This is a genomic window from Erwinia sp. B116 (assembly GCF_002865965.1).
In the GTDB taxonomy this organism is placed as follows: Bacteria; Pseudomonadota; Gammaproteobacteria; order Enterobacterales; family Enterobacteriaceae; genus Erwinia.
The window spans coordinates 38,864-51,611 of the sequence record NZ_JRZZ01000003.1 but is presented as its reverse complement, the minus strand read 5'-3'; the positions used below and the strand labels follow the sequence as shown (position 1 = coordinate 51,611).

The window sequence follows — 12,748 nt, the reverse complement described above, 5'->3', positions numbered from 1 at the left end:
ACGGGAAATATTAAGCATATCAGCGGCTTCCTGAGTGGTCATCTCAGCACCAACCGGGACCAGCCGAACAGCGTTACCTTCACCCAGCTCTGTCAGCACATCTACCAGCAAACGGAGTGCGTTGACCGGAATACGAACATTATGGACCTGGCCACGTTTATCAGTCACGGAGACCTGCTGAGTCTCAGCGCGCGTTTCGAGGATGGCAGAAAGTTCGCGGCTGCAAAGTTTTGCTAGCTCGGCTTCATGTTGTGAAGGCAGCTTGTTCTGTAATGTGGTCATTGCCTGTTCCTGAAAGCATTTATTCGAAATTTTCGCAAATAAACAGGGAGTGTGCAATGACTATTTTTTGTACTGCTGCATTACTTACCCGCGATAAACGCAACCCGCCGTGCAGGTCTCTTTGACCATTACCGCGCTCAGCAGGGGCAGCACAGGTTTCATCTGCTGCCAGATCCAGGCGGCCAGCACTTCGCTGGTCGGGTTCTCAAGGCCCGGGATGTCGTTCAGGTTGTAGTGATCCAGACGATCGTAGACCGGCTTAAAAGCCGCTTTGATCTCGGAGAAGTCCATTACCCAGCCGGTATGCGCGTCCACTTCGCCGGTAATTTCCAGCCGCACCATAAAGGAGTGGCCGTGCAGGCGGCCGCATTTGTGCCCGGCCGGCACGTTCGGCAGGTGGTGGGCGGCTTCGAATTGAAAATCTTTAAACAGCGTGGTGGCCATGATAGCAGTCTCAGTCTTTTAGCGGGAAAACCGCGGCAGGATACCGGAAAACGGCTTTTTTCGCACCCGTTTAGCGGCGGATGCCAATAAGTGAAAGTGTAAACGGAAAATGCAGATTTTAAGTTTATGAAAAATATAGGGTTAATCAACCTGTTTTGGTGTTATCGCTTACCCGAAAAACCACTTAGTCATTTTGGTTATTAATTATTTCCAACCTTTATTTAAGGGTTATTATACCAGGCCTTAACCTGTCCCCTATAGACCTTCGACTGTGGAATTTTCGACGCAATGACATCCAACATGCTTCCGTTAAACCCGGAGCAGCTTGCCCGCCTGCAGGCCGCCACCGGTGATTATTCTCCAACCCAGCTGGCCTGGCTGTCCGGGTATTTCTGGGGCATGGTCAATCAGGCCCCTGGTGCGGCGATCGCGCCGGCACCGGCGGCCGCTGAAATCCCCGCCGTGACCATCCTCTCCGCCTCGCAGACCGGCAACGCCCGTCGCCTGGCGGAACAGCTGCGTGACGATCTGCTGGCGGTGAAGCTGAACGTTAACCTGGTGAACGCCGGTGACTACAAGTTCAAGCAGATCGCCCAGGAGAAACTGCTGGTGGTGGTGACCTCCACCCAGGGAGAAGGGGAAGCGCCGGAAGAAGCGGTGGCGTTACATAAGTTCCTGATGTCGAAGAAAGCGCCGAAGCTTGACGGTAACGCCTTTGCGGTGTTCGGCCTTGGCGATACCTCCTACGAGTTCTTCTGCCAGGCAGGGAAAGATTTCGACAGCAAACTGGCGGAGCTGGGCGCAGAGCGGCTGGCCGATCGCGTGGATGCGGACGTCGACTATGCGGCGCAGGCAGAAGCCTGGCGCAAACAGCTGACCGATATTCTCAAGGCGCGGGTGCCGGACGCCGGCGCGGCACAGCTGGCTGTCGCCACCAGCGGCAGCGTTAACGAAATCCACAGCAGCCCGTACAGCAAAGAGGCACCGCTGACCGCCAGCTTAGCGGTTAATCAGAAGATCACCGGCCGGGACTCCGATAAAGACGTGCGCCATATTGAAATCGACCTCGGCGATTCCGGTCTGCGCTATCAGCCGGGCGATGCGCTGGGCGTGTGGTTTGAGAACGATCCACAGCTGGTGCAGGAGCTGCTCGGCCTGCTGTGGCTGAAGGGCGACGAGCCGGTCGGGGTGCATGGCCAGACGCTGCCGCTGGCCGAAGCGCTGCAGAAACACTATGAGCTGACGGTGAACACGCCGCAGATTGTCGAGCAGTACGCAAAGCTGTCGCGTAACGAGGTGCTGCTGGCGCAGACCGCGGAGAAAGCGCAGCAGCAGCACTATGCGCAGACCACGCCGATCGTCGATATGGTGCGCTATGCGCCGACCGAACTGAACGCCGAACAGCTGACCGGCCTGCTGCGTCCGCTGACCCCGCGCCTTTACTCGATCGCCTCTTCACAGGCCGAGAACGAGACCGAGGTGCACATTACCGTCGGCGCGGTACGCTACGAGATTGAAGGCCGTGCGCGCGCCGGCGGTGCCTCCAGCTTCCTCGCTGACCGGCTGGAAGAGGACGCTGAAATCCGCGTGTTTATCGAGCACAACGACAACTTCCGCCTGCCGGCCAACCCGGAAACGCCGGTGATTATGATTGGTCCGGGCACCGGCATCGCGCCGTTCCGTTCCTTTATGCAGCAGCGCGACGCCGAAGGCGCGGCCGGCAGGAACTGGCTGTTCTTCGGCAATCCGCACTTCACCGAGGATTTCCTCTATCAGGTGGAGTGGCAGCGTTATGTCAAAGACGGCCTGCTGACCAATATCGATCTGGCCTGGTCTCGTGACCAGAAACACAAGGTTTACGTGCAGGATAAGATCCGCGCCAGAGGGGCCGAAGTGTGGCGCTGGCTGCAGGAGGGCGCGCACATTTACGTGTGTGGCGATGCTAACCGCATGGCGAAAGACGTTGAGCAGGCGTTACTGGACGTGGTGGCCGAATACGGTGCGATGGACACCGAATCGGCAGATGAATTCTTAAGCGAGCTGCGCGTTGAGCGCCGCTATCAGCGAGATGTGTACTAATGAGCGATATCAAATACCCGGGCCCGCTGGTGGTCGAAGGCAAGCTGGTTGACGCCGAGCGCCTGAAAAAACAGAGCAACTATCTGCGCGGCGGCATTGCCGAGGACTTAAACGACGGCCTGACCGGCGGTTTTAACGGCGATAACTTCCTGCTGATCCGGTTCCACGGAATGTACCAGCAGGATGACCGCGACATCCGCGCCGAGCGCGTGGAGCAGAAGCTGGACGCGCGTCACGCGATGATGCTGCGCTGCCGCCTGCCGGGCGGCATCATCACCCCGACCCAGTGGCTGGCGATTGAGAAGTTCGCCACCGATAACACCATTTACGGCAGCGTGCGCCTGACCAACCGTCAGACCTTCCAGTTCCACGGCATCCTGAAGGGCAACGTGAAGCCGGCGCACCAGATGCTGCACGAAGTCGGGCTGGACGCGCTGGCCACCGCCAACGACGTTAACCGTAACGTGCTTTGCAGCTCCAACCCGGTGGAGTCTGAACTGCATCAGGAAGCCTACGAATGGGCGAAAAAGCTCTCTGAGCACCTGCTGCCGCAGACCCGCGCCTATGCGGAAGTGTGGCTGGATCAGGAGAAGGTGGCGACCACCGACGTCGAACCGATCCTCGGTGAAACCTATCTGCCGCGTAAGTTTAAAACCACCGTGGTGGTGCCGCCGCACAATGACGTTGACCTGCACGCCAACGACCTGAACTTTGTGGCGATTGCTGAGAATGGCAAACTGATCGGCTTTAACCTGCTGGTGGGCGGCGGACTGTCTATCGACCACGGTAACAAGGCTACCTACGCGCGCACCGCCACCGAACTGGGCTATCTGCCGGTGGAGAAGGTGCTCGACGTGGCGGCGGCGGTAGTCACCGTCCAGCGCGACTGGGGCAACCGTACCGATCGTAAAAACGCCAAAACCAAATACACCATGGAGCGCGTGGGTCCGGAGGTCTTTAAGGCCGAAGTTGAGCGCCGCGCCGGCATTACCCTTGAGGCGACGCGCCCGTATGCGTTCACCACCCGCGGCGACCGCTTCGGCTGGGTGAAGGGCATCGACAACAAGTGGCACCTGACGCTGTTCGTGGAAAACGGCCGCCTGATGGACTATCCGGGCCGTCCGCTGAAGAGCGGCATCGCCGAGATCGCCCGCGTGCACCAGGGCGATTTCCGCCTGACCGCCAACCAGAACATTATCGTCGCCGGCGTACCGGAAGCTGAAAAAGATCGTATTGAGCAGATCGCGGTCGCCCACAGCCTGATGGAGAGCGTCAGCCATCAGCGTGAAAACTCGATGGCCTGCGTGGCCTTCCCGACCTGCCCGCTGGCGATGGCCGAAGCCGAACGCTTCCTGCCGGAGTTCGTCACCCGCGTTGAGGGGATCATGAACGGCCACGGCGTCGGCGATGAGCACATCGTGCTGCGCGTGACCGGCTGCCCGAACGGCTGCGGACGTGCGCTGCTGGCTGAAGTGGGCCTGGTGGGCAAGGCCCCGGGGCGTTACAACCTGCATCTGGGCGGCAACCGCATGGGCACGCGCATTCCGCGCATGTACCGCGAAAACATCAACGAAGAGCAGATCCTTGCTACCCTTGATGAACTGATTGGTCGCTGGGCAAACGAGCGCGAAGCAGATGAAGGCTTCGGTGATTTCACCATCCGTAGCGGCATTATCGCTCCGGTGCTCGACCCGGCACGGGATTTCTGGGAAGTCAAAGAGGCGTGATATGGCAGTTCTCGATCTCAACGCACTGAAGGCACTACCGAAGGTTGAGCAGGTGATGGCGCTCGCCGAAATTAACAACCGGCTGGATAAGCTCTCCGCTGAGGATCGCGTGATCTGGGGGCTGGAGAACCTGCCCGGTGAGGCGGTGCTCACCTCCAGCTTCGGCATTCAGGCGGCGGTGAGCCTGCACCTGGTTAACCGGCAGAAGCCGGGCATCCCGGTGATCCTCACCGATACCGGCTATCTGTTCCCGGAAACCTACCAGTTCATTGATGAGCTGACGGAGAAGCTGGATCTCAACCTGCAGGTGTTCCGCGCCGCACAGAGCGCGGCGTGGCAGGAAGCGCGCTACGGCAAGCTGTGGGAGCAGGGCGTTGAGGGCATTGAGCGCTATAACCAGATCAATAAGGTCGAGCCGATGAACCGCGCGCTGCAGACGCTGAACGCGCAGACCTGGTTTGCCGGCCTGCGCCGCGATCAGTCCGGCAGCCGGGCGCATCTGCCGGTGCTGGCGATTAAGAAGGGCGTGTTCAAGCTGTTGCCGATCATCGACTGGGACAACCGTCAGGTCTATCAGTACCTGCAGCAGCACGGCCTCGGCTATCACCCGCTGCGGGAGCAGGGCTACCTGTCGGTGGGCGACACCCACACCACCCGTAAATGGGAGCCGGGCATGGCAGAAGAAGAGACGCGCTTCTTTGGCCTGAAACGCGAGTGCGGTCTGCACGAGTAACCGCTGCTCTGCCCGTTGTACCATGAAGCCGCCCCTGGTTTGCCGGGGGCGGCTTTTTTTATCGTATTTTTACGAATGTCCCGCAGCCGCTGGCTGGCTTAGATTAGGAGGGATAGTCGGCGGGCTCAGCACGCCGGGCCGGCCATCTCTCCCCCTCCGCGGGGGCCACCAGCAGGGAGAAGGACTTCATGTTTGACCACATTCTGCAAGGCGTTGGCGCGCTGGAAGCCGAGTTCACCCGCGTCCGCCACGCTATCCACCAACACCCGGAAACCGGCTTTAACGAACACCGCACCAGCGAGCTGGTTGCGGAGCGGCTGCAAGAGTGGGGTTATCAGGTGCAGCGCGGTATCGCCGGCACCGGGCTGGTCGCCACTCTTAAAATGGGCAAAAGCAGCAGGGTACTCGGCATTCGCGCCGAAATGGATGCGCTGCCGATTGTCGAGGAGAGCGGCCTGCCGTGGAGCAGCCTGCATCCCGGCGTGTCGCACATGTGCGGCCATGACGGCCACACCACCATGCTGCTGTGCGCGGCGCGCTATCTGGCGACGACGCGCAACTTCAACGGCACGCTGAACCTGATTTTCCAGCCTGCCGAAGAGCTGTTGTGCGGCGGCAGCCGGATGATTGACGAGGGGCTGTTCGACAACTACCCCTGCGATATGCTGTTTGCCATGCATAACCTGCCGGGGCTGGCCGCCGGGGAGTTTTACTTCCGCCAGGGCGTTACCATGGCCTCCGGCGATACGATTGAGATTGACGTTAACGGAGTGGGCGGCCACGGGGCGTTTCCGCATAAGGCCACCGACACGGTGCTGGTATGCGCGCATATCGTGCTGGCGCTGCAGTCGATCGTCGCACGCAACGTCGACCCCTTCGCCCCGGCGGTGGTCACCATCGGCAGCCTGCAGGCGGGCGATACCGCGAACGTGATCCCCGGCAGCGGCTGCCTGAAGCTGACGGTGCGTACGCTGGATAAGGCCGCGCGCCAGCAGGTGCTGGAAAGGATTGGGACGATTGCCACCGCGACCGCGCAGGCTTACGGCGCCACGGCGCAGCTGCGCCACATCGCCGGCAGCCCGGTGCTGATCAACGCTGCGGAGGCGACCGACTTTGCCCGCCAGGTAGGGACTGAGCTGTTTGGCGCAGCGAAATGCCACGACGGGGTGCAGGTGATGGCCAGCGAGGACTTTGCCTGGATGCTGGAGCAGCACCCTAACGGGTGCTATATCAACATCGGTAACGGCACCGAGGGGGCCAACGGCGTACCGGTGCACAACGGCCACTACGACTTTAACGATGCCAATATCGTGCCCGGCGCGGCGCTGTGGGTGGGGATTACCGAACGTTATCTGGCCTGCGATTAAATCCCGGTCAGGCCGCTGAATTTATCCGCCGAGCGGGTGATATTCACTTTGGTAACGTCGTAGCGCGCCACCGCCTGGAACGGATCTTCCGCCAGGATCTGATCCAGCTGTTTCCTGTCCATCTCCCTCACCATCACCATGCCGCCATCGCGCGGATCTTTACGCCCGGCGCTGATAAAGGCGCCGGCTTTAAAGTAGCGGTTAATCCACTCAATGTGCGGCTCCAGCAGCGCTTCCACGTCTTCCATCGGGCGGGTGTAGGTCAGGAACACAATATACATGCAGAACTCCGTTATCAGGGGGTAGTCAGTTCGCGGACCCGCAACAGCAGCGCCGCCACGCAGTCATGGGGGCGGCGGGGGATGTGCCCGGGTGAGCGATCGATGCCGCTCAGGTTATCACGTTGCGCCCGGTTGTGCAGGGCGGCGGGAAGTGCCGGCGCACCACCCGCGGCAGAGTGGCCGCCAGGCTGGCCCAGGCCGGTCGGCATCACCAACAGGCCGTCACGAAGCCGTGAGAGCAGCGGAATTCCTGAGTCGTCATCCCGTGACGAACGAGGCAAAATATTTGGTCACCACGGTATGAAAGTGTGAGGACGGTTGCATAATTTCATTTGCGGCGAAAGGCCCGAAATATCATCCGTTAAGCACATTTTGTTCGCTGCTTTACCAGGTCGTTATTCCATTCGGTAACTACTCATTCCAAATAGTAATTTCATAAGACTTAATGTGGGAACGTATAGTCCCGTTAACGTTATGTGATTATTGATAAGGTCCTCGTGGAATATCTTCCCCTCTTTGCTCAGATCAGAGACAAACCGGTGCTGGTGGTGGGTGGCGGCGACGTGGCTGCGCGCAAAATCGAGCTGCTGCGTCGCGCCGGCGCGCGCGTGCAGGTGGTCTCCCGCGAGCTGTGCGAGGAGCTGGCTGAACTGCACGCTGACCAGCAGATCGCATGGCTGGCAACGGATTACCAGGCCAGCCAGCTGGACCGGGTGTTTCTGGTGATTGCCGCCACCGACGACGGCGAGCTGAACGGCCAGGTATTCCAGGATGCCACCGATCGCTACCTGCTGGCCAACGTGGTCGATGATCAGCCGAAATGCTCCTTTATCTTCCCGTCTATCGTCGATCGCTCCCCGCTGGTGGTGGCGATCTCCTCCAGCGGTACCGCGCCGGTGCTGGCGCGGCTGCTGCGTGAGAAGATTGAAACGCTGCTGCCCGCTAACCTCGGGCAGATGGCGGAAATCGCCGGTCAGTGGCGGGAAAAAGTCAAAGACCGCTTCAGCAAAATGTCCGACCGCCGCCGCTTCTGGGAGAAGGCCTTTAACGGCCTGTTTGCCAGCCAGGTCGGCTCCGGCAACATTAGCGGTGCGAAAGCGACCCTCGACCAGCAGCTCAGCGAACCGGAAGCCCGGCAGGGAGAGATTATCCTCGTCGGTGCCGGGCCGGGCGACAGCGGGCTGCTGACCCTGCGCGGGCTGCAGGTGATGCAGCTGGCCGACGTGGTGCTGTATGACCATCTGGTCAGCCCGGAAGTGCTGGACCTGGTGCGCCGCGACGCCGACCGCATCTGCGTGGGCAAGCGCGCCAGCGAACACGTGCTGTCGCAGGAGCAGACCAATGCCCTGCTGGTGAAGCTGGCCCTGGAGGGCAAGCGCGTGGTGCGCCTGAAGGGCGGCGATCCCTTTATCTTTGGCCGCGGCGGTGAAGAGCTGCAGGCGGCGAAGGCGGCCGGCATTCCGTTCCAGGTGGTGCCGGGCGTGACCGCTGCCGCCGGGGCGACCGCTTACGCCGGCATTCCGCTGACCCACCGTGACTACGCGCAGAGCGTGCTGTTTATTACCGGCCAGTGCCGCGCCGACGGTGCCGGCACCGACTGGCCGTCGCTGGCCCGCGCCCGCCAGACGCTGGCGATCTATATGGGCAGCGCCAAAGCCGGGGATATCTCCCGCGAACTGATTGCTCACGGCCGCGATCCGCAGACCCCGGTGGCGGTGATCGGTCGCGGCACCCGTCAGGATCAGCAGGTGCTGACCGGCACCCTGGAACAGCTGGAAACGCTGGCCGCTGAGGCTCCTACCCCGTCGCTGCTGGTGATTGGCGAAGTGGTGAAGCTGCATCAGCAGCTGGCGTGGTATCAACATTCTGCACAGCAGGCCGGACGCGAGTCCGCCGTTGTGAATTTGGCTTGAGGAAAAAGGTGTTATGGATCAAAAACGACTGACTCATCTGCGTCAACTGGAGGCGGAGAGTATCCATATTATCCGCGAAGTGGCGGCAGAGTTCTCCAACCCGGTGATGATGTATTCCATCGGTAAAGACTCCTCGGTGATGCTGCACCTGGCGCGCAAGGCCTTTTACCCGGGCACGCTGCCGTTCCCGCTGCTGCACGTTGATACCGGCTGGAAATTCCGCGAGATGTACGAATTCCGCGACCGCACGGTGAAGAACATCGGTGCCGAGCTGCTGATCCACCGTAACCCGGAAGGGGTGGCGATGGGCATTAACCCGTTCGTCCACGGCAGCGCCAAGCACACCGACATCATGAAAACCGAAGGTCTGAAGCAGGCGCTGGACAAGTACGGCTTTGACGCCGCCTTCGGCGGTGCCCGCCGTGACGAAGAGAAGTCGCGCGCCAAAGAGCGTATCTACTCGTTCCGCGACCGCTTCCACCGCTGGGACCCGAAAAACCAGCGCCCGGAGCTGTGGCACAACTACAACGGCCAGATCAACAAAGGCGAAAGCATCCGCGTGTTCCCGCTCTCCAACTGGACCGAGCTGGATATCTGGCAGTATATCTTCCTGGAAAATATCGAGATTGTTCCGCTGTACCTGGCCGCCGAGCGTCCGGTGCTGGAGCGTGACGGCATGCTGATGATGATCGATGACGATCGCATCGACCTGCAGCCGGGCGAGAAGATCGAACAGCGTAAGGTGCGTTTCCGCACCCTCGGCTGCTGGCCGCTGACCGGTGCCGTTGAGTCGGAAGCCGGCACGCTGCCGGAGATCATTGAAGAGATGCTGGTTTCCACCACCAGCGAACGCCAGGGGCGGATGATTGACCGCGATCAGGCCGGCTCCATGGAGCTGAAGAAACGCCAGGGTTATTTCTAAGGAGCCGTCATGAACACCATTATTGCACAACAGATCGCTGACCAGGGCGGCGTGGAAGCCTGGCTGCACGCGCAGCAGCATAAGAGCCTGCTGCGGTTTCTCACCTGCGGCAGCGTCGATGACGGCAAAAGCACGCTGATTGGCCGCCTGCTGCACGATACGCGGCAGATCTATGAAGACCAGCTCTCGACGCTGCATAACGACAGCAAGCGCCACGGCACCCAGGGCGAGAAACTTGATCTGGCGCTGCTGGTCGACGGCCTGCAGGCCGAACGCGAGCAGGGCATCACCATTGACGTGGCCTACCGCTATTTCTCTACCGAGAAGCGCAAGTTCATCATTGCCGACACCCCTGGCCACGAGCAGTACACGCGTAATATGGCCACCGGTGCCTCAACCTGTGACCTGGCGATCCTGCTGATCGACGCGCGTAAAGGCGTACTGGATCAGACCCGTCGCCACAGCTTTATCTCCACGCTGCTGGGGATCAAACACCTGGTGGTGGCGGTGAACAAAATGGACCTGGTTGACTACAGCCAGGAACGTTTTGAGCAGATTAAGCAGGAGTATCTGGACTTCGCCGGCCAGCTGCCTGCCGACCTTGATATCCGCTTTGTGCCGCTGTCGGCGCTGGAAGGGGAGAACGTGGCGGCACCGGGCGCGGCGATGAACTGGTACAGCGGCCCGACCCTGCTCGACGTGCTGGAGACCGTTGAGGTGCAGCGTGAGGCGCAACAGCAGCCGGTGCGCTTCCCGGTGCAGTACGTGAATCGCCCGAACCTCGACTTCCGCGGTTACGCCGGTACGCTGGCCTCCGGGGTGATTGAGGTCGGCCAGCGCGTTAAGGTGCTGCCTTCCGGCGTCGAATCTTCCGTGGCGCGCATCGTCACCTTTGACGGCGACCTGCAGCAGGCGCACGCCGGTGAAGCCATTACCCTGGTACTGAAAGATGAGATCGACATCAGCCGTGGCGACCTGCTGGTGGACGCCGATGCCGACCTGCAGGCGGTGCGCGGCGCGTCGGTGGACGTGGTGTGGATGGCGGAACAGGCGCTAACGCCGGGCCAGAGCTTCGACGTTAAGATCGCCGGCAAGAAAACCCGCGCGCGGGTGGAAAAAATTCAGCATCAGGTGGAGATTAACAGCCTCGCGCAGCACGCGGCGGACACACTGCCGCTGAACGGCATTGGCCTGGTCGATCTGATCTTTGACGAACCGGTGGTGCTGGATCCGTATCAGCAGAACCCGGTCACCGGCGGTTTGATCCTGATCGACCGTCTGAGCAACGTCACCGTCGGTGCCGGCATGGTGCGCCAGCCGCTGGCGGAAACGGCACAGGCCGCGGGCAACTACAGCGCCTTTGAGCTGGAGCTGAACGCGCTGGTACGTCGTCACTTCCCGCACTGGAACGCACGCGATCTGCTGGGCGGTCAGTAATGGCCGAACACGACGACAACGTGGTGTGGCATTCGCACGCGGTAACGCGTGCGGAGCGGGAACAGCAGCGCGGCCATCAGGGCGCGGTGCTGTGGTTTACCGGGCTTTCCGGATCGGGTAAATCGACGGTGGCCGGGGCGCTGGAACAGGCGCTGCACCGTGCCGGCGTCAGCACCTATCTGCTCGACGGTGACAACGTGCGCCACGGCCTGTGCCGGGACCTCGGCTTCAGCGATGACGATCGCAAAGAGAATATCCGCCGGGTGGGTGAGGTGGCGAAGCTGATGGCTGACGCCGGGCTGGTGGTGCTGACCGCCTTTATCTCACCGCACCGCGCCGAACGGCAGATGGTGCGTGACCTGCTGGACGAAGGGCGCTTTGTCGAGGTGTTTGTCGACACGCCGCTGGCGACCTGTGAAGCGCGCGATCCGAAGGGGCTGTACAAGAAGGCGCGCGCCGGTGAGCTGCGTAACTTCACCGGCATCGACGCGGTGTATGAAGCGCCTGAACGACCGGAAATTCATCTGGATGGCGAACAATTGGTAACAACTTTAACCGTTCAACTGTTAGATCTGCTGCGCCAGCGCGATATTATCAAACCCTAAGACATTTCTGGCCTGCGCCGCTTTCAGGGGCAGCCGGGCGGGGGGCGGCACCGGCCGCTCCCCGATGGTCGTTAACGGGAAAGCTATGAATAACGTCACCCCCATGCTGGCAGGTAAAGAACAACACGAACGTCAGGAGACCTCCGGGTTATTCCCCGGCGGCGTGGCCGGATTTGCGTCCTGGTGGCTGGCGCTGGCCGTTCCCTTCCTGTTCTACGGCGCTAACACGCTGTTTCTGTTCCTCTACACCTGGCCGTTCTTCCTCGCGCTGCTGCCGGTTTCGGTATTTACCGGTATGGCGGCCTGCACCCTGCTGCGCGGCCACCTGTTCTGGTCCATACTGGTGACGGTGCTGGCGGTGTTTGGCCTGTTCTGGCTGCTGTTCAGCCTGCTGACCGGCTGGTAGCGGCCTGCCCTGCGTGTGAGCGCACGGTGCTGCGCGATTAAATTTTACCTGCACTCCGTGTGAGAGTGCATCGCTGCGTTACAAAATTTTACCCGCGTGGCGGGGTAATTCACGCCGTTTTGCTGTTTTTTAACGCAGTTTTATCGCCTGCGGCGCGAAAGCGCGGCTATTTCGCTGGCACAGTGGAGTCGTGCCGCAAGTTATGGGATGATTGAGCCGTTTTTCAGGGGGCGGGATGGGAAAACTTACGCTGCTGTTACTTGCACTTCTTGGCTGGCTGCAATATTCGCTCTGGCTGGGCAAGAACGGCATACACGACTATACGCGGGTTAACGGTGATGTTGCTGTGCAACAGGCCGGTAACGCCAAGCTAAAAGCACGCAACGATCAGCTGTTTGCCGAAATCGACGATCTTAACGGCGGTTCGGAGGCGATTGAGGAGCGCGCACGCAACGAGCTGGGGATGATTAAACCCGGTGAGGTATTCTATCGCCTGGTGCCGGACCAAAGTAAACGAACCGCGCAGCAGGGCCGACCAGCTAACCAGTAACT

Annotated in this window: 13 protein-coding genes and 1 pseudogene; 10 read left to right on the top strand and 4 right to left on the bottom strand. The window is 60.8% G+C overall.

The annotated features are described in order from the left end of the window. Nucleotides 1-282: pseudogene (locus NV64_RS23335) on the bottom strand (DNA-binding protein); the annotation flags it as partial. An 84-nt stretch (nucleotides 283-366) separates the two neighbouring features. Further along, the gene (queD, locus tag NV64_RS03085) at nucleotides 367-726 is read right to left on the bottom strand and encodes a 6-carboxytetrahydropterin synthase QueD (RefSeq protein WP_048917133.1); all 360 of its coding nucleotides are present in this window, start codon (nucleotides 724-726) and stop codon (nucleotides 367-369) included. 288 nt (nucleotides 727-1,014) lie between these two features. On the opposite strand from queD, the gene cysJ reads away from it, so the two are divergent. The 4 genes from cysJ (at nucleotide 1,015) to NV64_RS03065 (ending at nucleotide 6,632) form a co-directional block, all read left to right on the top strand. After that, nucleotides 1,015-2,805 carry an NADPH-dependent assimilatory sulfite reductase flavoprotein subunit gene (gene cysJ / locus NV64_RS03080; protein ID WP_101505299.1) on the top strand — a complete coding sequence of 597 codons (1,791 nt, stop codon included), beginning with the start codon at nucleotides 1,015-1,017 and terminating at the stop codon, nucleotides 2,803-2,805. After that, on the top strand, nucleotides 2,805-4,532 hold the full coding sequence (gene cysI, locus NV64_RS03075; protein WP_056232124.1) for an assimilatory sulfite reductase (NADPH) hemoprotein subunit: 1,728 nt from the start codon (nucleotides 2,805-2,807) through the stop codon (nucleotides 4,530-4,532). Before cysJ ends, cysI begins: the two co-directional genes overlap by 1 nt. A 1-nt stretch (nucleotide 4,533) precedes the next feature. After that, nucleotides 4,534-5,265: a phosphoadenylyl-sulfate reductase gene (locus NV64_RS03070; RefSeq protein WP_101505298.1), complete on the top strand. Its 732-nt coding sequence runs from the start codon at nucleotides 4,534-4,536 to the stop codon at nucleotides 5,263-5,265. A gap of 188 nt (nucleotides 5,266-5,453) precedes the next feature. Then, complete coding sequence (locus NV64_RS03065) at nucleotides 5,454-6,632, top strand: M20 aminoacylase family protein (protein ID WP_056232129.1); 1,179 nt, start codon at nucleotides 5,454-5,456, stop codon at nucleotides 6,630-6,632. Here NV64_RS03065 and NV64_RS03060 read toward each other — a convergent pair. Next, nucleotides 6,629-6,913 (bottom strand): YciI family protein, encoded by a 285-nt coding sequence (locus NV64_RS03060; protein WP_056232132.1) that lies wholly within the window; start codon nucleotides 6,911-6,913, stop codon nucleotides 6,629-6,631. The two genes, NV64_RS03065 and NV64_RS03060, sit on opposite strands and share 4 nt — an antisense overlap. Nucleotides 6,914-6,927: 14 nt before the next feature. Beyond that, nucleotides 6,928-7,194 carry a hypothetical protein gene (locus NV64_RS03055; RefSeq protein ID WP_146005438.1) on the bottom strand — a complete coding sequence of 89 codons (267 nt, stop codon included), beginning with the start codon at nucleotides 7,192-7,194 and terminating at the stop codon, nucleotides 6,928-6,930. Nucleotides 7,195-7,410: 216 nt separating this feature from the next. On the opposite strand from NV64_RS03055, the gene cysG reads away from it, so the two are divergent. The 6 genes from cysG (at nucleotide 7,411) to ftsB (ending at nucleotide 12,746) form a co-directional block, all read left to right on the top strand. After that, complete coding sequence (cysG, locus tag NV64_RS03050) at nucleotides 7,411-8,826, top strand: siroheme synthase CysG (RefSeq protein ID WP_056232364.1); 1,416 nt, start codon at nucleotides 7,411-7,413, stop codon at nucleotides 8,824-8,826. Between the two features lie 13 nt (nucleotides 8,827-8,839). Next, nucleotides 8,840-9,748 (top strand): sulfate adenylyltransferase subunit CysD, encoded by a 909-nt coding sequence (gene cysD / locus NV64_RS03045; protein WP_056232136.1) that lies wholly within the window; start codon nucleotides 8,840-8,842, stop codon nucleotides 9,746-9,748. A 9-nt stretch (nucleotides 9,749-9,757) separates the two neighbouring features. Beyond that, nucleotides 9,758-11,185, top strand: coding sequence for a sulfate adenylyltransferase subunit CysN (gene cysN / locus NV64_RS03040; protein ID WP_056232138.1), 1,428 nt, complete (start codon nucleotides 9,758-9,760; stop codon nucleotides 11,183-11,185). Continuing rightward, nucleotides 11,185-11,790 (top strand): adenylyl-sulfate kinase, encoded by a 606-nt coding sequence (gene cysC / locus NV64_RS03035; RefSeq protein ID WP_056232141.1) that lies wholly within the window; start codon nucleotides 11,185-11,187, stop codon nucleotides 11,788-11,790. Before cysN ends, cysC begins: the two co-directional genes overlap by 1 nt. A gap of 85 nt (nucleotides 11,791-11,875) precedes the next feature. Continuing rightward, entirely contained in the window at nucleotides 11,876-12,196 is a 321-nt protein-coding gene (locus NV64_RS03030; RefSeq protein WP_056232366.1) for a DUF3561 family protein, read from the top strand. A gap of 235 nt (nucleotides 12,197-12,431) precedes the next feature. Further along, the gene (gene ftsB / locus NV64_RS03025; protein WP_056232143.1) at nucleotides 12,432-12,746 is read left to right on the top strand and encodes a cell division protein FtsB; all 315 of its coding nucleotides are present in this window, start codon (nucleotides 12,432-12,434) and stop codon (nucleotides 12,744-12,746) included. The last annotated feature ends 2 nt before the right edge of the window (nucleotides 12,747-12,748 follow it).

Coding starts and splice junctions, on each gene's coding strand:
- cysN (WP_056232138.1), top strand. CDS start 9,758: ATGAACACCATTATTGCACAACAGATCGCTGACCAGGGCGGCGTGGAA.
- NV64_RS03065 (WP_056232129.1), top strand. CDS start 5,454: ATGTTTGACCACATTCTGCAAGGCGTTGGCGCGCTGGAAGCCGAGTTC.
- ftsB (WP_056232143.1), top strand. CDS start 12,432: ATGGGAAAACTTACGCTGCTGTTACTTGCACTTCTTGGCTGGCTGCAA.
- cysI (WP_056232124.1), top strand. CDS start 2,805: ATGAGCGATATCAAATACCCGGGCCCGCTGGTGGTCGAAGGCAAGCTG.
- cysC (WP_056232141.1), top strand. CDS start 11,185: ATGGCCGAACACGACGACAACGTGGTGTGGCATTCGCACGCGGTAACG.
- cysJ (WP_101505299.1), top strand. CDS start 1,015: ATGACATCCAACATGCTTCCGTTAAACCCGGAGCAGCTTGCCCGCCTG.
- queD (WP_048917133.1), bottom strand. CDS start 726: ATGGCCACCACGCTGTTTAAAGATTTTCAATTCGAAGCCGCCCACCAC.
- cysD (WP_056232136.1), top strand. CDS start 8,840: ATGGATCAAAAACGACTGACTCATCTGCGTCAACTGGAGGCGGAGAGT.
- NV64_RS03070 (WP_101505298.1), top strand. CDS start 4,534: ATGGCAGTTCTCGATCTCAACGCACTGAAGGCACTACCGAAGGTTGAG.
- NV64_RS03060 (WP_056232132.1), bottom strand. CDS start 6,913: ATGTATATTGTGTTCCTGACCTACACCCGCCCGATGGAAGACGTGGAA.
- NV64_RS03030 (WP_056232366.1), top strand. CDS start 11,876: ATGAATAACGTCACCCCCATGCTGGCAGGTAAAGAACAACACGAACGT.